This is a genomic window from Kitasatospora sp. NPDC092948, from assembly GCF_044754805.1.
Classification (GTDB): Bacteria; Actinomycetota; Actinomycetes; order Streptomycetales; family Streptomycetaceae; genus Kitasatospora.
This window is the reverse complement of the sequence record NZ_JBIVPU010000023.1, coordinates 15822-37136: the sequence shown is the minus strand read 5'-3', so window position 1 is coordinate 37136 and position 21315 is coordinate 15822. Positions and strand designations below refer to the sequence as shown.

Here is a 21315-nt window from a genome sequence, read left to right as displayed (position 1 = left end):
CGTTACGCGCGCGGCTTCTCGCGCATCTCGTAGGTCTCGATGACATCGTCGATCTTGATGTCGTTGAACGAGCCCAACGTGACACCGGCCTCGAAGCCCTCGCGGACCTCGGTCGCGTCGTCCTTGAAGCGGCGCAGACCCTCGATGTTGAGGTTCTCCGCCACGACCTTGCCGTCGCGCAGCAGGCGGGCCTTGGTGTTGCGGCGAATGATGCCCTCGCGGACGAGAACACCGGCGATGTTGCCGAACTTGGAGGAGCGGAACACCTCGCGGATCTCCGCGGAGCCGAGGCGCACCTCCTCGTACTCGGGCTTGAGCAGGCCCTTGAGCGCCGCCTCGATCTCCTCGATCGCCTGGTAGATGACCGAGTAGTACCGGATGTCGACGCCTTCGCGCTCGGCCGCGGTACGGGCGCGCCCCTCGGCGCGCACGTTGAAGCCGATGATGATGGCGTCCGAGCCCATCGCCAGGTCCACGTCGGACTCGGTGATGGCGCCCACACCGCGGTGCAGGACGCGCAGCTCGACCTCTTCGCCCACGTCCAGCTTGACGAGGGCGTCTTCCAGGGCCTCGACGGAACCGGAGACGTCGCCCTTGATGATGAGGTTGAGCTTCTCGATGTTGCCGGCGGCCAGCGCGGCCTCGAAGCCCTCCAGCGACACGCGGACGCGGCGCTGGGCCATCGAGGCGTTGCGGTCGCGGGCGGCGCGCTTCTCGGCGATCTGACGGGCGGTGCGGTCCTCGTCGACGACGATGAAGCTGTCGCCGGCGCGGGGCACCGAGGTCAGACCGAGCAGCAGCACCGGACGGGACGGGCCGGCCTCGGCGAGGCTGTTGCCGTTCTCGTCCAGCATCGCGCGGACGCGGCCGTAGGAGTCGCCGACCACGATCGAGTCGCCGACCCGCAGGGTGCCGCGCTGGACGAGCAGCGTCGCCATGGCGCCGCGGCCCTTGTCCAGGTGGGCTTCGATCGCGATGCCCTGGGCGTCCTGCTCCGGGTTGGCGCGCAGGTCGAGCGAGGCGTCCGCGGTCAGGACCACGGCCTCCAGCAGCTCCTCGATGTTGAGGCCCTGGCGCGCGGAGATGTCGACGAACATGGTGTCGCCGCCGTACTCCTCGGCCACCAGACCGAACTCGGTCAGCTGACCGCGGACCTTGGTCGGGTCGGCGCCCTCGACGTCGATCTTGTTGACCGCGACCACGATCGGCACACCGGCGGCCTTGGCGTGGTTGAGCGCCTCGACCGTCTGCGGCATGACACCGTCGTTGGCCGCGACCACCAGGATCGCGATGTCGGTGGACTTGGCACCACGGGCACGCATGGCGGAGAACGCCTCGTGACCCGGGGTGTCGAGGAAGGTGATCGGACGCTGCTCGCCGTTCACCTCGGTGACCACCTGGTACGCACCGATGTGCTGGGTGATGCCACCGGCCTCGCCCGCGACCACGTTGGTCTTGCGGATCGCGTCGAGCAGTCGGGTCTTACCGTGGTCGACGTGACCCATGACGGTCACCACCGGCGGACGCGGAGCCAGCTGCTCCTCGTCGCCCTCGTCGACACCGAAGTCGATGTCGAACGACTCCAGCAGCTCGCGGTCCTCGTCGTCCCGGCTGACGATCTCCAGCACGAAGCCCATCTCGTCCGCCAGCAGCTGCAGCGTGGCGTCGGAGACCGACTGGGTGGCGGTGACCATCTCACCGAGGTTGAACATGACGGAGACGAGCGCGGCCGGGTTGGCGTTGATCTTCTCCGCGAAGTCCGTCAGCGACGCACCGCGCGACAGGCGAACGGTCGAACCGTTGCCGCGCGGCAGCATCACACCGCCGACGGACGGGGCCTGCATGGCCTCGTACTCCTGGCGCTTCGCGCGCTTCGACTTCCGGCCACGCGCCGGACGGCCACCGGGGCCGCGACCGAACGCACCCTGCGTGCCACCACGGGCACCCGGGCCACCGGGACGACCGCCGAAGCCGCCGGGACGGGCACCGCCGCCACCGAAGCCGCCGCCGCCACCGGCGCCACCCGGACGGGGACCGCCGAAGCCGCCACCGGCCGGACGCGAGCCCGGACCGGCCGGACGGCCCTGGAAGCCCGGACGGGCGCCACCCGGAGCACCGGGACGCGCGCCGGGACCACCCGGACGGGCACCCGCACCCGGACCCGGACGCGGGCCCGGACGCTGCGGCATCATGCCGGGGTTCGGACGGGGCATGCCGGACGGGCTCGGCGCACCGGGGCGCGGACCGGCCGGACGCGGCATGCCGTCGGGACGCGGGGCACCGGTACCCGGAGCACCGGGACGCGGGGCGCCACCGGGACGAGGACCGCGCTCACCGGCCGGGGCGCCGCCCGGACGCGGAGCACCCGCACCCTGACCGCCCGGACGGGGACCGCGCTCGCCACCGGGACGGGGACCGCGCTCGCCGGCCGGACCACCCGGACGCGGCGCACCGGCGCCGGGAGCACCCGGACGCTGGCCGCGCTCGCCGGCCGGACCGCCCGGACGCGGGGCGGACGGACGGGCCATGCCCGACGCGCCACCGGAGGTGAAGGGGTTGTTGCCCGGACGCGGACCGGCCGGACGCGGGCCCGGACGGGCCGCGGGGTTGGCCGGAGCCGGCCGCGGGGCGGCCGGACGCGCCGGAGCCTCACCGGCCGGAGCCGGGGAGGAGAATTCGGCTGCCGGGGCGGGCGCGGCGGGCGCGGCCGGCGAAGCCGGACGGGCAGCCGGGCGCGGACCCGGGGTCGGCGCACCGGCGGGCTTCGGCGCGGCCGAGCCCGCGGCGGGCGTGGGGGTGGGACGGGGACCCGGCGTCACGGTCGGACGCGGGCCGGGGGTGGGGGCACCCGGCTTGGGTGCAGCCGAACCGGCGTTGCCGGACGGCTGGGGCGCCGCGGGCTTCCGCGGGCCAGGCTTCGCGGAGGACGCGCCGCCGGACGGCGGGGTCGCTCCCAAAGCGTCAGTCAACTTGCGCACGACCGGCGCCTCGATCGTCGAGGACGCCGAACGCACGAACTCACCCAGCTCGGTGAGCTTGGCCATCACGGCCTTGCTCTCCAAACCAAGCTCCTTGGCGAGCTCGTATACCCGGACCTTAGCCACTTCGCTCCTGTCTATACGTCCGGGGTGTCGTCCGCCGGACTGTCGCTACTTCATGGGCGTACTCATCGCGTACTCATCGAGTGCTCATCGCAATCTCGACCTACTTCCATCTCGCGAGGTACCTGACTCGGGCGCACGGCGATGTACCCACTGCCGTGCGCTGGTGCGTGTTGCCGGGCGCGGGGCCCGTCAGCGGGCCGACTGACCGTCGGCCGGACTTGCTCCTGCCCCGACGAACTCCCGCAGGGCGCCGGGTTCGAGCGTGCCCTGGACCCGGAGGGCCCTCGGGAACGCCCGGCGGCGGACCGCGAGGTCGAGGCAGTTCGGTACGGGGTGCAGATACGCGCCCCGGCCCGGGAGTGTGCCGCGAGGATCGGGGACGCACTCGCCCTCGCCCGCCACGACACGCAGCAGCTCGTGCTTGGCCGCCCGCTTGCGGCAGCCCACGCAGGTGCGTTCAGGGCATGCGCGGACATGCGTCCGGCCAGACACGTTCAAGTCTACCCCTCCGAAGGGACTCGCCGCCGCCGAGTAGATCTCCGGAGGCTTGGGACAACGTTTCCGCCCCTCCCGGCCTTCCGACCGGGAGGGGCGGCTTTCCGACTACTGGCCCTCGGCCGGGACCTCGGTGTCCGGACGGATGTCGATCCGCCAGCCGGTGAGCCGGGCGGCCAGGCGGGCGTTCTGCCCCTCCTTGCCGATCGCCAGCGACAGCTGGTAGTCCGGCACGATCACCCGCGCCGACCGCTGGGCCAGGTCGACGATCTCCACCTTGGTCACCCGGGCGGGCGACAGCGCGGCGGCGACCATCTCGGCCGGGTCCTCCGACCAGTCGACGATGTCGATCTTCTCGCCGTGCAGCTCGGCCATCACGCCGCGCACCCGCATGCCGTTCGGGCCGATGCAGGCGCCCTTGGCGTTCAGCCCCTGACGGCGCGACCACACGGCGATCTTGGTGCGGTGACCGGCCTCGCGGGCGATCGCCGCGATCTCCACCGAACCGTCCGCGATCTCCGGGACCTCCAGCGCGAACAGGCGCTTCACCAGGTTCGGGTGGGTCCGCGACAGCGTGACCGACGGGCCGCGCACACCGCGCCGCACGCCCACCACGTAGCACTTCAGCCGGGTGCCGTGCCGGTAGTCCTCGCCCGGGACCTGCTCCTGCGGCGGCAGGATGGCCTCCAGCTTGCCGATGTCGACCAGGATGTTCTTCGGGTCGTTGCCCTGCTGGACGACGCCGGTGACGATGTCGCCCTCCTTGCCGGCGTACTCACCGAAGGTCTGGTCGTCCGCAGCGTCCCGCAGGCGCTGCAGGATGACCTGCTTGGCGGTGGACGCGGCGATCCGGCCGAACCCGCTCGGGGTGTCGTCGAACTCCTTGGGCTCCACGCCCTCGTCCAGCTCGGCCGCGTCCTCCAGCGCCCACACCGTCACGTGGCCGGTCTTGCGGTTCAGCTCCACCCGCGCCCGGCGGCGCGAGCCCTCGGTGCGGTGGTACGCAATGAGGAGGGCCGACTCGATCGACTCGACCAGCAGGTCGAACGGCACGCCCTTCTCGGTGACCAACCCACGCAGGGCACTCATGTCGATGTCCACGATTACGCCTCCTCTTCCTCTTCGTCCGTGTCCGCGATGTCGGCGGCGGCGTCGAGCAGTTCCTCGTCCTTGCGGTTGAACTCGACCTGCACCCGGGCCCGCGCGATCTCCGCGAACTCCAGACGGCGCTCCTTGGGGCGGCCGCGCCCCTTCACCGGCTGCACCTCGACCAGTGCGCCGTCCTCGTCGCTCTCCAGCACCCGCGCGGTCAGTTCCGCGCCGTCCACCAGCTTGATCGCCGCGAGGCGGCCGGTCGCCCGACGCCAGTGCCGCGGCTCGCTCAGCGGGCGCTCCGCGCCCGGCGAACCGACCTCCAGCAGATACGGAGCGTCACCCATCAGGTCCGACTCGTCCAGCGCCTGGCCGACCAGGCGGGAGAACTCGGCGATCGCGTCCAGGTCGACGCCGCCGTCGGCGTCCACGTCGATCTGCACCTGGCGGCGGCTGCCGGCCTGGGTCACCTTGACCTCTTCGAGGTCCAGCCCGGCTCCGGCGGCCAGCGGCTCCAGCAATGTGCGCAGCCGGTCAGTGGGGGTGGTGCTCATCCGGGTGACTCCTCGGCCGCGTCTGCTGTTGTCGGAGGTGCTAACTCATGGCGAAGCCTATCCGGTCGAACCCCGAACCGCCGATTCCGACCCGGGCCCGGGCCACCCCGCTGCGAGCAACGTCACAGCCACCGGGTACCGTCCAAGCTCCCTCATGGAGCGCCCGGCTCCGGTCATGATTCTCCCGACGGCGGCCGCCCGGCCCCCCGAGCACGATGGAGTGCCGATGCCCGCGCCCACCCGGCGGACCTTCCTGGCTCTTGGAGCGCTCGGCGGACTCCTGGCGCTGTCCGGCTGCACCGACAGTCACCCCAAGAACGCGCAGCAGACCGCCGACGACGCGGACCGGCCGCTGCGGCTCCGTCAACTCGCCGCCACCGACGCGCTGCTGGCCGACTACGACGCGGTGATCGCGGCCCGACCCGCCGACGCCGCCCGCCTCGGCGACCTGCGCGACGACGTGGTCCAGCACCGCGAGGCGCTGGCCCAGTCGCTGCCCGCCTCCTCGGCTCCCGCCTCGGTCCCCGCGAGCGCGAGTGCGGGTGCGGGTGCCGCCCGGACCGTCGCCGACCTGGCCGCCTCCGAGCGCCGCACCGCGGGCCGGCGGCTGGCCGACCTGACCGCCGCCTCCCCCGCGCTGGCCCGGATCCTCGCCTCGGTCGCCGCCTCCGGCGCCGCGCACGCCGCCGCCCTCGGCGACACCGGGCCGCTCGCCGACGACGGCGCGTCGCCCTCCGCCTCCCCCTCTCCATCCCCTTCCCCCTCCGCTTCCGCGTCCGCCTCCGCCTCGGCGTCGGGCTCGGCCACTGCGGCCGCGATGCCCGCCGCCGACACCGAGGCACTCCAGTCGGCGCTCGCCGCCGAGCACGCCGCCGTGTACGGCTACGGCGTGGTCGGCGCGTTCCTGCCGACCGGCCCGCAGCGCGAGGACGGGCGCGCCGCGTACGCCGCCCACCAGGCCCGCCGGGACGCCTGGCAGCGCCTGCTCGCCTCCGGCGGCACCTCCCCCACGGCCGCCGCTCCCGGTTACCGGCTGCCGTTCCAGGTCAAGGACGCGGCCACCGCCGGCCAGCTCGCCGCCTACCTGGAGACCCAGCTCACCGCCGCCTACGCCGACCTGTCCGCCACCACCGCCCTGCGCACCCAGGCCGCCACCGCCCTGCGCGAATGCGCCCTCCGGGCCGCGCACTGGGGCGCCGACCTCCCCGCCCTCCCCGGCCTCGCCGCCGCCGACCCCACCCCGTCCGCGAGCGCCACCTAGCGCACGGGCCGCCCGCCGCCGCGCAGCCGCCATCGCCCCGCGGCGCGCAGGCGGCTGCCCGTCCGAGGACGCGCGGCGGGACGGCATCCGTGAGCCACCCGCCCACCGCCGAAACCGCTGCGCGCAGGCGGCTGCCCGCCGGAAGAGCAGCGCGAGGCGGCCGACCTCGGCCGCTGACCGTCGGCGCACAGCACCGCGCCGCCACCCCGTCGACCGCCCCTCCCGAGCACCGCGCAGCGGGACGGCGGGTCACCCGCCGGTCGCCGCGCCCGCGTCGCACCGCCGCTCCCCCGGCGGCCTGCTGCGCGATGATGGACGGTATGTCCGCACAGCCCCCGCAGTTCACTGTCCCTGAGCGTCTGGCCGAGTCGGTCCGGGTGGGGGGTGATCCGGGCGGGGTGGAGTGGCTGGCTGAGTTGCCGTCGCGGTTCGGGGAGCGGCTGGCCGAGTGGGGGCTGGTGCTGGAGCGGGTCGCCGAGCCCGGAGGGCGCAGTGGGCTGGTGGGGTACGCGTACCGGGCCGAGGACCGGACGCCGGTGGCGGTGAAGGCGCTGCGGCCGGGCGCCGATCCGGCGGGCGAGGCAGCGGCGCTGCGGGTGTGGGCCGGGCGCGGGGCCGTGCTGCTGCTGGCCGAGGCGGACCGGATGCTGCTGCTGGAGCGGCTGCACGGCGAGATCCCGCTGCGTTCGCTGGCGGAGGCGAAGGCCACGTTGGAGGCGACCAGTCTGCTGCGCCGGCTGTGGGTGGAGCCGCCCGCCGGGCACGCGTTTCCCGCGCTCGCCGAGCGCGTCGGGCAGATGGAGCGGCGGATCGGCGAGCGGCGGGCGCTGCCGGGTGCGGCGGACGCGGGGCCTCTGGTGGACGAGGCTCTGGAGGCGGTGGCGCTGGCCGCGGACGGCGGCACCTGGCTGCTGCACGGGGACTTCCACCACGGGCGGGTGCTGGCGGCCGACCGTTCGCCGTGGTTGGCGGTCGGGCCGCGGCCGGTGGTGGGCGACCGGGCGTTCGACCTGGCCCGGCTGGTGCTGGACCGGGCGGAGACGCTGGCGGCGGCGCCGGGCCCGCGCGGTGCGGCCCGGCGGCGGCTGGCGCAGCTGTCGGAGGCGGTGGAGCTGCCCGCCGACCGGGTGCGGGCCTGGGCGCTGCTGCGGGCGGTGGACACCGCGCTGGCGGCGTTCGCCCGGGGCGACGAGGCGAAGGCGGAGCTCCATCTGGAGTTCGCGGCCTGGCTGTGAGGACGGGGCGGGCGGACGCCCGGGACGGCAGGTAGTAACGTCCCGCTTCATGGAGCAGCGCACCGGGGTGACGATCGAGGCCATCGACCTGGCGGCGTGGGCGCCTGCCGTGCTGGAGGTCCAGGCGGTCGCGTTCGGGCTGGGGCCCCAGGAGGTCGCGGTGCGGCTGCCGATCGTCGGCCGGCACGCGCTGCAGCCGGGGGTGATCGCGCTGGGGGCGCTGGCGCAGGGCCGGCTGGTCGGGTTCGGCTACGGGATGCCCAATCAGCGCACCCACTGGTGGTCGACGGTGATCGAGCCGTACCTGGCGGCGCGCGGCCACGAGAGCTGGCTGGACGGGGTGTTCGCGGTGACCGAGCTGCACGTGCTGCCGGAGTTCCAGGGCCTGGGGGTGGGCACCAGGCTGATCCGCACGCTGTGCGGGCGTTCCGGGCTGGACCGTTCGATCCTGTCGGCGATCGACGCGGAGACGCCGGCCCGCCGGCTGTACCGCTCGCTCGGCTACCGGGACCTGGCGCCGGCGGTGCGCTTCCCGAACACGGCGCGGCCGTACGCGGTGATGGGCGCCCACCTGCCGCTGCGCGACCCGGCCGCGCCCTGACGAATCGTCAGAACAGCACGCTCATGAACGCGCCGACCTCCTGGAAGCCGACCCGGCGGTAGGCGGCGCGGGCCCGCAGGTTGAAGTCGTTGACGTACAGCGAGACCACGGGGGCGACCTCGGCGAGGGCGGTGTTGACGACGGCGGCCATGCCGCTCTCGGAGAGCCGCTTGCCGCGGTGTTCGGGGGCGACCCAGACGCCCTGGATCTGGCAGGCGCCGGCGGTGACGGCGCCGATCTCGGCCTTGAAGACGACCTTGCCGTCCTCGTCGAAGCGGGCGAACGACCGTCCGGAGGAGACCAGTTCGGCGACCCGGGCCTGGTAGAGCAGGCCGCCGTCGCCGGCCAGCGGGGAGATCCCGACCTCCTCGGTGAACATCGCGACGCAGGCGGGGACCAGCGCCTCGATCTCGCTCCGGTGCACCCGGCGCACCAGCGGGTCGGGTTCCACCTCGGTGACGGGCGTGGAGGTGGCCATCAGCGGCTGGTGGCCGCGCACCTCGCGGGCCGGGCCCCAGGAGCGCTCCAGCAGTGCCCACAGGGCGGCGGTGGCGGCGGCGGGGCCGACGATCGAGGAGCAGCGTCGGCCCTGTCGGCGGGCGCGCTCGGCGAACGCGCGGACGGCCTCCGGGCCGGCGTTGACCGGGACCAGGTTGGCGCCGGCGTAGCAGAGCGCGTCGAGCCGTCCGTCGGCGTCGTGCCAGCCCCACATCTCGCCGCCGAGCCGCCACGGGTCGAGGCCGACGGCCTCCACCCGGGTGGCGACGAAGGCGTTGGCGACGGGGTCGCGGTGCAGGACCTCCAGCGCCTCGTCGAGGTCTGGCGTCTCCAGCACGCGGGTTGCGGCCAGCGCCCGGGCGACCTGGAACGGGCCGGGCAGCATCACACCTCGGTCGAGCACGGAAGGCACCTCTCGCAGGGGGCGGGGCCGCCGAACACGGCGGCCCCGCCGGGGAGTTCAGACCGTCACTCGGCGGCCACGACGACGGGGGCGCCGGACTCGACGCCCTCCTCCTGCATCTGCTCGGCCAGCTTCATGGCCTCTTCGATCAGCGTCTCGACGATCTTCGACTCGGGCACGGTCTTGATCACCTCGCCCTTGACGAAGATCTGGCCCTTGCCGTTGCCGGAGGCGACGCCCAGGTCGGCCTCGCGGGCCTCGCCGGGGCCGTTGACGACGCAGCCCATGACGGCCACCCGCAGCGGCACCTCCATGCCCTCCAGGCCGGCGGTGACCTCCTCGGCGAGCTTGTAGACGTCCACCTGGGCGCGGCCGCAGGACGGGCAGGAGACGATCTCCAGGCCGCGCTGGCGCAGGCCCAGCGACTCGAGGATCTGGTTGCCGACCTTGATCTCCTCGGCCGGCGGGGCGGACAGCGAGACCCGGATGGTGTCGCCGATGCCCTCGGCGAGCAGCGCGCCGAACGCCACCGCGGACTTGATGGTGCCCTGGAAGGCGGGGCCGGCCTCGGTGACGCCCAGGTGCAGCGGGTAGTCGCAGGCGGCGGCGAGCTGCCGGTAGGCGTTGATCATCACGACCGGGTCGTTGTGCTTGACCGAGATCTTGATGTCGCGGAAGTCGTGCTCCTCGAACAGCGAGCACTCCCACAGCGCGGACTCCACCAGCGCCTCGGGGGTGGCCCGGCCGTACTTCTCCAGCAGGCGCTTGTCCAGCGAGCCGGCGTTGACGCCGATCCGGATCGGCACGCCCGCGTCCTTGGCGGCCTTGGCGATCTCGCCGACCTTGTCGTCGAACGCCTTGATGTTGCCCGGGTTGACGCGGACCGCGGCGCAGCCGGCGTCGATCGCGGCGAACACGTACTTGGGCTGGAAGTGGATGTCGGCGATCACCGGGATCTGCGACTTCTTGGCGATGATCGGCAGGGCGTCGGCGTCGTCCTGCGACGGCACCGCGACCCGGACGATCTGGCAGCCCGAGGCGGTCAGCTGGGCGATCTGCTGGAGCGTCGCGTTGACGTCGGAGGTCAGCGTGGTGGTCATCGACTGCACCGACACCGGCGCGTCACCGCCCACCGGTACGTTGCCGACCATGATCTGCCGCGAGTACCGGCGCTTGGCCAGCGGCTTGAGCGGCAGGGAGGGGATACCGAGCGAGATCGCGGTCATGTGCGCAGTGTTTCCTCTGCAGAAATTCGATGAGCCGACGCGCACTGCAACCGGCGCGCCCGGCGTCCAACGGTACGCCACGGCCGGGGCGCGGAGCACACCCGGCCGTGGGGTGGCGCGCGCTAGTTCAGGCGCACCGGGTTGATGATGTCGGCGGCCATCACGAGGCCGGTGAAGCAGATGAAGATGCCGGCGACCACGTACGCCACCGGCATCAGCCGGGCCACGTCGAACGGCCCGGGGTCGGGCCGGCGCAGCACCCGGGCGAGGCCGCGGCGCACCGACTCCCAGAGGGCGCCGGCGACGTGGCCGCCGTCCAGCGGGAGCAGCGGCAGCATGTTGAACAGGAACAGCATGAAGTTCAGGTAGGCCAGCATCTGGACCTCCATGAACAGCTTCTGGCTCTGCGGCAGGTCCATCGAGAACACGTCGCCGCCGAGCCGGGCCGCGCCGACCATGCCGACCGGGGAGTCCTGGGCGCGCGGGGCGCCGTCGACCACGGAGTGCCACAGGCCGGGGATCTTGCCCGGCAGCTGGGTCAGCGACTCGACGCCGTGGCGCGCCATGGTGGACATCTGGTCGAAGCTCTCGCCGACCGACATGTGGTGCACGGCGGTGACCGGGGTGATGCCGAGGAAGCCGGCGGTGACGGTCTGGCCCTTGATCGGGTAGCCGTCCTTGTCCATCGCGGGAAGGGTGTTGGGCTTGATGTCGGCGGCCAGGGTGGTCCGGGTGCCGTCCTGGTGCCGGACGTCCATGTCGACGTGCTTGCCGGCCGAGTCCCGGATCAGGCCCTGTAGCTGGGTGTAGCTGTTGATCTTCACGCCGCCGAAGGTCAGCACGGTGTCACCGGCCCGCAGGCCGGCCGCGTTGGCCGGGGACTTCTCGGCGTCCGGCTTGCAGGTGTCGGTGTTCTCGCCGACCGGGACGACGCACTCGCTGACCGTCGCGACGGTGGGCGTGGTCTGCGGGACGCCGATGCCCATGAACAGGGCGAGGAACAGGCCGATCGCCAGGACCAGGTTCATGCCCGGGCCGGCGAACATCACGATGACGCGCTTCCACGGCGAGCGGGTGTAGAACATCCGGGTCTCGTCGCCGGGCTGGATCTCCTCGTACGAGGCGGACCGGGCGTCCTCGATCATGGTGCGCCAGGGCGAGCTGGATCGTTTCGTTATCCGGCCGTCCTCGCCGGGCGGGAACATGCCGATCATCCGGATGTAGCCGCCGAACGGGATCGCCTTCAGGCCGTACTCGGTCTCGCCACGCTTGATCGACCAGATGGTCTTGCCGAAGCCGACCATGTACTGCGGCACCCGGATGCCGAACAGCTTCGCGGTGGAGAGGTGCCCGAGCTCGTGCCAGGCGATCGAGAACAGCAGCCCGACCACGAAGATCAGGACGCCCAGCACATACATCAGCATTCCCACCGCGTCGCCTCCGTCGTCCTACCTGCTAGCCGGCCGCCAGTTCGCGGGCCCGGGTCCGGGCCCAGCTCTCCGCGTGGAGTACGTCCTCCACCGTGAGCGAAGTTCCCGACCGGGGGGTGCCGTGTTCGGCGACCACCTTCGCCACAGTGTCCACGATTCCGGTGAAGGGCAGTGCGCCCTTCAGGAAAGCGTCCACACATTCCTCGTTGGCGGCATTGAAGACCGCCGGGGCGGTCCCGCCGAGCGTACCCACCTCGCGGGCCAGCTCGACGGCCGGGAAGGCCTCGTTGTCCAGCGGGAAGAACTCCCAGGTCGCGGCCTTGGTCCAGTCGCAGCCGGGGGCGGCGTCCGGCACCCGGTCCGGCCAGCCGAGGCCCAGCGCGATCGGCATCCGCATGTCCGGCGGGCTGGCCTGGGCCAGCGTCGAGCCGTCCACGAACTCCACCATCGAATGAACGACCGACTGCGGATGGACCACCACCTCGATCCGGTCGAACGGCACGTCGTACAGCAGGTGCGCCTCGATCACCTCCAGGCCCTTGTTCACCAGGGTCGCCGAGTTGATCGTCACCACCGGGCCCATCGCCCAGGTCGGGTGCGCCAGCGCGTCGGTGGGCGTGACGCCCGCCAGCTGCTCACGGGTGCGGTTGCGGAACGGGCCGCCGCTGGCCGTCACCACCAGCTTGCGGACCTCCGCGCGCGTACCGCCGGCCAGCGCCTGGAACAGCGCGGCGTGCTCGGAGTCCACCGGCACGATCTGACCGGGCTGCGCCACCGCCTTCACCAGCGGGCCGCCGACGATCAGCGACTCCTTGTTCGCCAGCACCAGCACCCGGCCGGCCCGCAGCGCGGCCAGCGTCGGCGCCAGGCCGATCGAACCGGTGATGCCGTTCAGCACCGAGTGGCACTCCATGGCGGCCAGCTCGGTCGCCGCGTCCGGGCCCGCCAGCACCTGCGGCAGCGGGGCGCCCTGCGCCTTGGCCGCCAGGGCCGCGCGCAGCGGCTGCTCGGCGGCCGGGTCGGCCACCGCGACGGTGTGCACGCCCAGCGCGACGGCCTGCTCGGCGAGCAGTTCCACCCGGCCGCCGGCCGCGGACAGCGCGACCACCTTGAACCGGTCGGGGTTGCGGAGCACCACGTCGATGGCCTGGGTGCCGATCGAACCGGTCGAGCCGAGGACGACCAACTCCCGCGGCCCGTCCGGGTCGGCGACGGTCGGGGTGAAGCGCAGCTGCGGATGGGCGAGCGAGTTCATGCCCACCATTGTGGCCTGTCCCCGGGCCCACCCTTGACGCCGTCCCGCCCGGAACAGGGCAACGCCCCGCCGCCGCTCGCGCGGTGACGGGGCGTCAGGTCCGGTCCCGATCAGAGGTCGAGGCCGGTCAGCACCATGACCTTCTCGAAGGTGAAGTCGTCCATCGCGTAGCGGACGCCCTCGCGGCCCACGCCGGAGTCCTTCACGCCGCCGTACGGCATCTGGTCGGCACGGTAGGACGGCGCGTCGCCGATGACCACACCGCCGACCTCCAGCTCCCGATGGGCGCGGAAGGCGGTCTGCACGTCGTGCGTGAAGACGCCGGCCTGCAGGCCGAAGTCGGAGTCGTTGACCATCGCGAAGGCCTCGTCGGTGGAGGACACCTTGTGCAGCGACAGCACCGGGCCGAACACCTCGGACTTGGCCAGGATGGCGTCCGCCGGCATCTCGGCGAGCACGGTCGGCTCGACGGCCGCACCGTCCCGCTTGCCGCCGGTGAGCACCTTGGCGCCCTTGGCGACGGCGTCCTCGATCCAGGACTCGACGCGCTTGGCGGCGTTCTCGTCCACCAGCGGGCCCACGTCGGTGGCCTCGTCGCGCGGGTCACCGGTGACCTGGGCCTGCACCTTGGCGACGACCTTCTCGACCAGGCGGTCGTAGACGGTCGCGTCGGCGATCACCCGCTGCACCGAGATGCAGGACTGGCCGCCCTGGTAGTTCGCGAACAGCGCGATCCGGCTCGCGGCCCAGTCCAGGTCCGCCTCGGAGCTCCAGTCCGCCAGGATCACAGCCGCGGCGTTGCCGCCGAGCTCCAGGGTGACGTGCTTGCGCGGCACCGAGTCCATGATCTGGTAGCCGACCTTGTCCGAACCGGTGAAGGAGATCACCGGCAGGCGCTTGTCCTGCACCAGCTCGGGCATCTTGGCGTTCTCGACCGGCAGGATGCTCCAGGAGCCCACCGGCAGGTCCGTCTCGGCCAGGATCTCGCCCAGCACCATCGCGGACAGCGGGGTGGCCGGGGCCGGCTTCAGGATGATCGGCGCGCCGACCGCGATGGCCGGGGCCAGCTTGTGGGCCACCAGGTTCAGCGGGAAGTTGAACGGCGCGATGCCCAGCACCACACCGCGCGGGAAGCGGCGCACCAGCGCGTAACGGCCGGTGCCGCCCGGGTCGGTGTCCAGGCGCATGGTCTCGCCGTTGGTCCGGCGGGCCTCCTCGGCGGCCCAGCGGAACACCGACACGGCACGGCCCATCTCGCCGCGCGCCCACTTGATCGGCTTGCCGTTCTCGGCGGTGATCAGCTGGGCGATCTCCTCGGTGCGCTCCGTCAGCCGCTTGGCGACGTGGTCCAGCGCGGCCGCGCGCACGTGCGCCGGGGTCGCGGCGAACACCGGAACGGCAGCGGCGGCGGCCGCGACGGCCTCCTCGACCTGCGCGTCGGTCGGCACACTGACCTTCGCCACCAGGCTGTTGTCGTGCGGGTGACGGACCTCGAAGTCCGTCTCGCCGCTCGCCCGCTGCCCGGCCAACCAGAACTCGTACGTGGTGGTCACGGTCGCACCGGCCCCTTCCCTCGAAGACTTCGCTTTCGCATTCACGGTAGGGGGAAGGGAACAGCTTTCCGATTGGACGGACGGGTGGAAAGCAACCGGTCGATTTCTACGGACAGGACAGGCCCGTCCGGGGCGGAGCTCAGTCCTCGCCCGCCCGCAGCGCCAGCCACAGCTCCATCCGGACGTCCGTGTCGTCCAGCGAGCGGCCCAGCAGCTCCTCGACCCGGCGCATCCGGTAGCGCAGCGTGTGCCGGTGCACACCCAGGTCCGCGGCGGCGGCGTCCCACTGGCCGTGCCGGGACAGCCAGGCCCGCAGCGAGGCCACCAGGTCGCCTCGGGCGGTGCGGTCGTGCTCACGCAGCGGGCGCAGCAGGCCCTCGGCGAACGCGGTCACGGCCTCCTCGCCGAGCAGCGGGAGCAGCGAGCCGGCGCCGACCTCCTCGTGGTCGACGGTGCGGCGGCCGCCGCGCTGGGCGACCGCCAGCGCGCGCTCGGCCTGGGCGTGCGCGGTGCCGGCGTCCTCCAGCGCGGCCGGGGCGGAGACGCCGAGCGCCAGCCCCTCGTGCTCCTCGACCGCGCCCAGGCAGGCCCGGTGCACCGAACCGTTGTCGAGGGCGAGCACCATCAGGCGCGGCCCGTGCGCGCCGTCCTCGCGGGCCACCAGCAGCTTCTCGCCGACCTTGCCGCCGGCCTGCTCGGCGCGGTCGCCGAGCTCGCCGAGCGCCTCGGCGGCCTCCGGGCCGGGCCCGGCGGCGGCCACCAGCACCCGGACGGTGCCCTCCGGCAGGCCGCCGAACAGCCCCGCGGCGACCTGGCGGGCGGTGCCGACCTCGCCGGCCAGCACCATCCGCAGCAGCGCCGCGCCCATCTTCTCCTCGGCCTGCCGCAGCTCCCGGGAGCGCTCCAGGGTGAGGGTGAGCAGCGCCACCGCGGCGTTCAGCACATACCGCTCGGTCGGGGTGATGCGGTCCTCGGTGCCGACCGCGAGGAAGCCGCGCGGGCGGCGGTCCGCGCCGAGCGACTGGACCACCACGTAGTCCTCGTCGGCGGTGTCGATGGTGCCGGCCCGGCCCTGCAACGCGGCACTGGACGGCGCGGGGCGGCGGCGCAGCCGGTCCACCTCGGCGGCCAGCCGGCCGGCCCGGCGGGCGGCCCAGTCCGGGGCGACCGCGGACAGCGCGCCGGAGCCGTCGTACAGCGCGGCCCAGCCGCCCAGGCGGGCGGCCAGCCGGCGGACGATCGCGGTGGTGCCGTCCTTGCCGAGCGCGGCCCGGGTCAGCTCCTCCTGCGCCTCGAAGCTGGTGGTGACGGCCTCGTACTGCTCGGCGGCCAGCGCGGCGGAGACCGTCTTGGAGATCGCGATGAACGGCGTCGCCTCGGGCACCCGCAGCAGCGGCAGCCCGCGCTGCGCGGCCGCGTCCACCAGCGCCTGCGGCACCTCGGTGTGCGAGAGTCCGACCCCCAGCCCGAGCCCGACCACGCCGGCGTCCGCCAGCCGGTGCACGTAGGCCTGCAGCCCGGCGGCGCTCTTGCCCAGCTTGATGCCGGTGGTGAGGAGCAGCTCACCGCCCTCCAGGAACGGAGTCGGGTCGTCCAGCTCGCTGGTGTGCACCCAGCGGACCGGGCGTTCCAGGTGGTCCGCGCCGGCCAGGACCGTCAGATGGAGCGTGCTGGTGCGCACGACGGAGGCGAGTGTGGGGGGCATGGCACCTTCGGTGGTTCGACCTGGTCGCGCCGTTGCGACCGGGCGAGTGAGGGTTCTCCCCCCATTATGGACGCTCCGGACAAGCCGGAGTGCCGAAATCCGCCGGTCCGTACCTTCCGTGACCCAATGCTGACCGCCCCGCGACCGAGCCTCGAGTCACCACCCTCGACTCCCGGCCCTCGCCGGGTCACCGCTCTCGCCGGGTCGCCGCTGTCGTCGGGTCACCGGCTCCGGTTCCGGAGCCTCAGTGCCGGAGGTCGACCAGCAGCGGCGGCACCTGCTCCCCCGTCACCGAGGTCAGCGAGACCACCGCGTGCCCCGACGGCAGCGCGTGCGCCAGGTCGGACGGCGACCAGCGGTGCCGCTCGACGTCCCGGGTGGTGACCGACTCGGTCTGCGCGGTGGTGCCGGACAGCGCCTTGCGCACCAGCCGACCGGCACGGCGCATCATGCCGCCGGAGGTGTCCGGAGTGTGGGTTATGGCGGTCTCCCGGACCAGGTGGGTGCCCCAGGCCTCGGAGAACAGCCGGCCGTCCCAGGGCGCGATGCCGGGGAAGGCCATCCGGTTGCCGACCGCGCCGAACAGCGGCGCACGCAGCGCCTCCGGCAGGTCGGACAGCGTGCGCAGCAGCAGCACCACACCGGCGTTGGCCCCGCGCAGCCGCTGAATGCCGCGGATCGTCTGCGCGTCCACGGCGGCGGTCGCGTCGTCCAGCACCAGCCCCGCGAACAGCTCGCGGTCGCCGCGGTCGGCGGCGGCCTGGGTGAACTGGCCGAGCAGCAGCCGCGACAGCATCCGGGCGGCCTCCGGGTGACTGCGCTCCGGCAGCTTCACCCGCACCCGCAGCGGATGCTCAAGCGCGCGCATCGCGAACGCGGGCTTGGCGTCCGGGCCGCCGGAGAAACCGGTGGCGAGCGCCGGGCGGTCCAGCAGCGCCAACCGGTCGGCGAGCAGCGCGCCCGGGTCGTCCACCCGGCCGTGCATCCGCTCGCGCTGCTGCAGATCCGCTTCGTACTCCGGGCGCCGGCCCGACTTCTGCAACCGCTCCGCGAGCTCCGCCCACCCGTCCCGGTCACCGGCCAGCAGCCCGCGCAGCTCCCGCACCCCCGGATACCGGCCGTACGCCGCCCGGAACGGCCCCACCACCTGCTGCATCGACGTACGGGCACTCTCCGCCCGCGAAGCCAGCTCGTCCGGCAGCAGCGCATCCGCCAACCGCGCCGCCGCCTCGTCCGGGTTCGGCGCGGCCCCGTACAGGTCCAGGCCGTACGGGGCGGACGGGTCGCCGGGGGCGATCACCACGTCGTACCAGTCGTCCGGCCCGAGGTCCGCGTCGGACGCCCCGACCACCACCGCGCAGGCCGCCCCCGCCAGCGCCTGCAGACACAGCGCCTCCGCCACCGGGCGGGCCAGCGCCGCCGTCTTCCCGGTGCCGGCCGGGCCGACCGCGAGCAGCGAGGTGCCGAGCAGCGCGGGCTCCAGCGCGAAGCCCGCCTTGCGGTGCGTGGCCGGGTTCTTCGGCACGTCCTGCGCCGTACCCAACCGCACCTGGCGCAGCATCAGATCGTGCCGCGCGGCCCTCCCACCGGGCAGATCCCGCTGCTCGGACGGGTGCGCGCAGGCGGCCCCGCCACGACTCCCCACCTGCACGGCGAACTCCTGCCGCCCGACCGGGTCCACCCCGACACTCCGCCAGGCCTGGTGCAGCCGCACGTAGTCCACATCCCCGACCGCCTCGCCCTCCAGCCGCCGCACCGCATCCCCGGCCGGCCGCAACTCGGCCCACACATCCACCAGCGGCGCGGCCTCGGGCTCGGGCGGGATCTCGGTGACGGTGCGGGAAACGATCGGGGCGATCCAGCGCCGCCACACCTCGCCCCAACGACCCATCCGCCCGAAGACCATGAACACCAGGATGATCACCGCCACGTTCACGGCGGCGGCAATCAGCAGAGAGACGATGAAGGAGCTGGTGACGGTGAGGCCGAGGGTGGTCAGCAGTCCCTGCAGCAGGGAGACGCCTTCGAGGTAGACAAAGAGTCCGACGGCAACGTTGAGCACCGCCCGCACCAACAGCGGCCCCGCCGCCGTCTCGTTCTCCGCCGCCGTCCGGGGGTCGTACGGCGTGTGGTGCTGCCGGTAGATGCCGGGCGGGGCCTGGGGGCGAGGGGCGGTGGCCCAGGTGGGGAGGTGGAAGGGGGTGCGGGGTGGGGGGAGGTCGGTGTGCCGGGTTCGCGCGTCGTTCAGTTCCACTTCGGGGCCCCTCCTACGTTGCCGGCGGTGCCATACCCGCTCCGCCGTCCCACCGACACACCCGGGGCCAATGTAGTGGAGGGAGTGGGGGCGGCAGCCGATCTTCGGCCACTGGCCGCGCAGGACAATTCGTCCGGCGCAGCAGTACCGAGTGGCGCATGCCCGCCGAACGGGGCCGGTCGTAGCCTGCGATTACCGCGCCTTGAGAACTTGGAGAACAAACGATGAGCGCTGCAACGCCGCTCCCGCAGGAGCGCCGCCTGGTCACCGCGATCCCCGGCCCGAAGTCGCAGGAGCTGCAGTCTCGCAAGCTCGGCGCGGTGGCCGCTGGTGTGGGCACCACGCTGCCGGTGTACGTGTCGCGTGCCGGTGGCGGCGTGCTGGAGGACGTGGACGGCAACAGCCTGATCGACTTCGGTTCGGGCATCGCCGTCACCAACGTGGGCAACAGCGCCGAGGCCGTGGTGGCGAAGACCACCGAGCAGCTGGCCGCGTTCACCCACACCTGCTTCATGGTGACCCCGTACGAGGGTTACGTCGCGGTTGCGGAGCAGCTGAACGAGCTGACCCCGGGCGACCACGAGAAGAAGACCGCGCTGTTCAACTCGGGCTCCGAGGCCGTCGAGAACGCGGTGAAGATCGCCCGCGCCTACACCAAGCGTCAGGCGATCGTGGTGTTCGACCACGGTTACCACGGCCGCACCAACCTGACCCTGGCGCTGACGGCGAAGAACATGCCGTACAAGCAGGGCTTCGGTCCGTTCGCCCCCGAGGTCTACCGCGTGCCGGTGGCCTACCCGTACCGCTGGCTGACGGGCGCGGAGAACGCCGCGACCGAGGCTGCCAAGCAGGTCATCGAGACGATCAACAAGCAGATCGGCGCCGAGAACGTCGCCGCGATCATCATCGAGCCGATCCAGGGCGAGGGCGGCTTCATCGAGCCGGCCAAGGGCTTCCTGCCGGCGATCGTGGAGTTCGCGAAGGCGAACGGCATCGTGTTCGTCGCGGACGAGATCCAGACCGGCTTCTGCCGCACCGGCCAGTGGTTCGCGTGCGAGGACGAGGGCATCGTCCCGGACCTGATCACCACCGCCAAGGGCATCGCCGGCGGCCTGCCGCTGTCGGCGCTGACCGGCCGCGCCGAGATCATGGACGCCGCGCAGACCGGTGGTCTGGGTGGCACCTACGGTGGCAACCCGGTGGCCTGCGCGGCCGCGCTGGGCGCCATCGAGACCATGAAGGAGCAGGACCTCAACGGCAAGGCGCAGCGGATCGGTGAGATCATGCTGGGCCGCCTGCGGGCGATGCAGGAGAAGTTCGAGATCATCGGTGAGGTCCGCGGTCGCGGCGCGATGATCGCCGTCGAGCTGGTGAAGCCGGGCGGCAAGGAGCCGAACGCGGAGGCCACCGCGGCCATCGCGAAGGCCTGCCACGCCGAGGGCCTGGTCGTGCTGACCGCCGGCACCTACGGCAACGTGCTGCGCTTCCTGCCGCCGCTGGTGATGCCGGAGCACCTGCTGAACGAGGGCCTGGACATCCTGGAGACGGCCTTCGCGGGCGTCTGAACCCCCAGGTAGCACCCTGCAGTGCCCCCTGTAGTACCCCCCCTGAGCGGCGCGGGGGCCGGACGGAAGCGGATCCCGTCCGGCCCCCGCGCGTTCTGCTGTTCGACCCGTGGGTGGAGGTTGCCCCGCCGGTGGTGAAGATGCTGTGCACGAAAGCCTGTCGGCCGTTGGCGCGCCCCGGCTTTGACGTACTGTCATCACAGATGGACAGCGAACCTCAACCACTGCCCACACCACCGTCCGCCGTCGAGGCGGATGCATTGGACCGATCGACCGGCCGTCCCGCCCACACCCCCCGGGCCGCACGGCGCGGCGATCGCCTTGGCCGCCCCGGAGCTCTCCCCCCTGCTCCGGGGCGGCCTGTTTCTGCTGTCCTGCCCACGGCGCTCGCGGCGCTGCTGGTGGTGATCTCCTGGCAGGTGGCGGTGGACGGCCCGCTGCTGGGGATCGATCCGGCGGTGCGCGACGCGGTCCGGCACCTGCGCCGTTCGCTGCACTCCACGCTGCTGAACCATCTGGGCGTGGCCCTGTCCGACCTGGGCGGCGGGGTGCCGGCCGTCCCGGTGCTGCTGGGCTGCGCGGGCCTGGCGGCCTGGCTGGCCCGGCGTGACGGCCGGCCGCGCTGGTGGACGCCGGTGCCGGTGGCGGCGGTGACGGCGGCGCTGATTCCGCTGCTGGTGGTGCCGGCCAAGGCCTGGTTCGCCCGGCCCGGACCGTTCAACGTGCCGCTGGCCCCGGACCAGTGGGGCTGGTACCCGTCGGGGCACACCGCGACCTCCGCGATCGCGTACGGGGCGGCGGCGCTGCTGCTGGCCCGGGTGCTGCCGGCGCGGCAGTCCCGGCGGCTCGGGTGGGCCACCGCGGCGGTCTGCCTGGGTGTGGGCGCGGGGCTGGTGTGGAGCGACTTCCACTGGCTGCTGGACGTCGTCGCCAGCTGGTGCCTCTCCGGTCTGCTGCTGCTCGCCCTGCACCGCCTGCTGCCACGCCTGTCGCCCGACCGCACCACAGCCTGACGTTCCGTCATATTGCCGTCCGGTCCGATCCATTGACGCCAACACCGGCTCGCGCGCACCCTGTTCCCCAC

Annotated in this window: 16 protein-coding genes; 5 read left to right on the top strand and 11 right to left on the bottom strand. The window is 73.2% G+C overall.

The annotated features are described in order from the left end of the window. Positions 1–2: 2 nt before the first annotated feature. From infB to rimP, 4 genes are all read right to left on the bottom strand, one after another. Positions 3–3104: a translation initiation factor IF-2 gene (infB, locus tag ACIQF6_RS35030; protein ID WP_400902661.1), complete on the bottom strand. Its 3102-nt coding sequence runs from the start codon at positions 3102–3104 to the stop codon at positions 3–5. Positions 3105–3293: 189 nt separating this feature from the next. Further along, positions 3294–3596 (bottom strand): YlxR family protein, encoded by a 303-nt coding sequence (locus tag ACIQF6_RS35025; protein WP_400902658.1) that lies wholly within the window; start codon positions 3594–3596, stop codon positions 3294–3296. Positions 3597–3707: 111 nt separating this feature from the next. Continuing rightward, entirely contained in the window at positions 3708–4700 is a 993-nt protein-coding gene (nusA, locus tag ACIQF6_RS35020; protein WP_400902655.1) for a transcription termination factor NusA, read from the bottom strand. A 2-nt stretch (positions 4701–4702) separates the two neighbouring features. Then, positions 4703–5245, bottom strand: a complete 543-nt coding sequence (gene rimP / locus ACIQF6_RS35015) for a ribosome maturation factor RimP (protein WP_400902653.1) — start codon at positions 5243–5245, stop codon at positions 4703–4705. 226 nt (positions 5246–5471) lie between these two features. On the opposite strand from rimP, the gene ACIQF6_RS35010 reads away from it, so the two are divergent. From ACIQF6_RS35010 to ACIQF6_RS35000, 3 genes are all read left to right on the top strand, one after another. Further along, positions 5472–6506, top strand: a complete 1035-nt coding sequence (locus ACIQF6_RS35010; protein ID WP_400902651.1) for a ferritin-like domain-containing protein — start codon at positions 5472–5474, stop codon at positions 6504–6506. Between the two features lie 320 nt (positions 6507–6826). Further along, positions 6827–7741 (top strand): aminoglycoside phosphotransferase family protein, encoded by a 915-nt coding sequence (locus ACIQF6_RS35005; protein ID WP_400902648.1) that lies wholly within the window; start codon positions 6827–6829, stop codon positions 7739–7741. Between the two features lie 49 nt (positions 7742–7790). Next, on the top strand, positions 7791–8342 hold the full coding sequence (locus ACIQF6_RS35000) for a GNAT family N-acetyltransferase (RefSeq protein WP_400902646.1): 552 nt from the start codon (positions 7791–7793) through the stop codon (positions 8340–8342). A 7-nt stretch (positions 8343–8349) separates the two neighbouring features. On the opposite strand, the gene ACIQF6_RS34995 is transcribed toward ACIQF6_RS35000, so the two are convergent. From ACIQF6_RS34995 to ACIQF6_RS34965, 7 genes are all read right to left on the bottom strand, one after another. Then, on the bottom strand, positions 8350–9225 hold the full coding sequence (locus ACIQF6_RS34995; protein WP_400902728.1) for a GNAT family N-acetyltransferase: 876 nt from the start codon (positions 9223–9225) through the stop codon (positions 8350–8352). Positions 9226–9308: 83 nt separating this feature from the next. Beyond that, positions 9309–10469 (bottom strand): flavodoxin-dependent (E)-4-hydroxy-3-methylbut-2-enyl-diphosphate synthase, encoded by a 1161-nt coding sequence (gene ispG / locus ACIQF6_RS34990; protein ID WP_380370077.1) that lies wholly within the window; start codon positions 10467–10469, stop codon positions 9309–9311. Positions 10470–10591: 122 nt separating this feature from the next. Next, on the bottom strand, positions 10592–11899 hold the full coding sequence (locus tag ACIQF6_RS34985) for a M50 family metallopeptidase (RefSeq protein ID WP_400902641.1): 1308 nt from the start codon (positions 11897–11899) through the stop codon (positions 10592–10594). 25 nt (positions 11900–11924) lie between these two features. Further along, positions 11925–13154 (bottom strand): 1-deoxy-D-xylulose-5-phosphate reductoisomerase, encoded by a 1230-nt coding sequence (gene dxr / locus ACIQF6_RS34980; protein ID WP_400902639.1) that lies wholly within the window; start codon positions 13152–13154, stop codon positions 11925–11927. A 110-nt stretch (positions 13155–13264) separates the two neighbouring features. After that, the gene (locus ACIQF6_RS34975; protein WP_400902636.1) at positions 13265–14707 is read right to left on the bottom strand and encodes an aldehyde dehydrogenase family protein; all 1443 of its coding nucleotides are present in this window, start codon (positions 14705–14707) and stop codon (positions 13265–13267) included. Positions 14708–14846: 139 nt separating this feature from the next. Beyond that, positions 14847–16412, bottom strand: a complete 1566-nt coding sequence (locus ACIQF6_RS34970) for a PucR family transcriptional regulator (RefSeq protein WP_400902633.1) — start codon at positions 16410–16412, stop codon at positions 14847–14849. A 244-nt stretch (positions 16413–16656) separates the two neighbouring features. Continuing rightward, entirely contained in the window at positions 16657–18666 is a 2010-nt protein-coding gene (locus ACIQF6_RS34965) for an ATP-binding protein (RefSeq protein WP_400902630.1), read from the bottom strand. A 224-nt stretch (positions 18667–18890) separates the two neighbouring features. Here ACIQF6_RS34965 and gabT point away from each other — a divergent pair, with 224 nt between their 5' ends. Continuing rightward, complete coding sequence (gene gabT, locus ACIQF6_RS34960; protein ID WP_400902627.1) at positions 18891–20231, top strand: 4-aminobutyrate--2-oxoglutarate transaminase; 1341 nt, start codon at positions 18891–18893, stop codon at positions 20229–20231. A gap of 401 nt (positions 20232–20632) precedes the next feature. After that, positions 20633–21244, top strand: a complete 612-nt coding sequence (locus tag ACIQF6_RS34955) for a phosphatase PAP2 family protein (RefSeq protein ID WP_400902624.1) — start codon at positions 20633–20635, stop codon at positions 21242–21244. Positions 21245–21315: the final 71 nt, after the last annotated feature.

Bases quoted from the DNA above. Each gene is read 5' to 3' on its own strand.
- ACIQF6_RS35005 (WP_400902648.1), top strand. From the start codon at position 6,827: ATGTCCGCACAGCCCCCGCAGTTCACTGTCCCTGAGCGTCTGGCCGAG.
- dxr (WP_400902639.1), bottom strand. From the start codon at position 13,154: ATGAACTCGCTCGCCCATCCGCAGCTGCGCTTCACCCCGACCGTCGCC.
- ACIQF6_RS35000 (WP_400902646.1), top strand. From the start codon at position 7,791: ATGGAGCAGCGCACCGGGGTGACGATCGAGGCCATCGACCTGGCGGCG.
- ACIQF6_RS34970 (WP_400902633.1), bottom strand. From the start codon at position 16,412: ATGCCCCCCACACTCGCCTCCGTCGTGCGCACCAGCACGCTCCATCTG.
- rimP (WP_400902653.1), bottom strand. From the start codon at position 5,245: ATGAGCACCACCCCCACTGACCGGCTGCGCACATTGCTGGAGCCGCTG.
- ACIQF6_RS34995 (WP_400902728.1), bottom strand. From the start codon at position 9,225: ATGCTGCCCGGCCCGTTCCAGGTCGCCCGGGCGCTGGCCGCAACCCGC.
- gabT (WP_400902627.1), top strand. From the start codon at position 18,891: ATGAGCGCTGCAACGCCGCTCCCGCAGGAGCGCCGCCTGGTCACCGCG.
- ACIQF6_RS35010 (WP_400902651.1), top strand. From the start codon at position 5,472: ATGCCCGCGCCCACCCGGCGGACCTTCCTGGCTCTTGGAGCGCTCGGC.
- ispG (WP_380370077.1), bottom strand. From the start codon at position 10,469: ATGACCGCGATCTCGCTCGGTATCCCCTCCCTGCCGCTCAAGCCGCTG.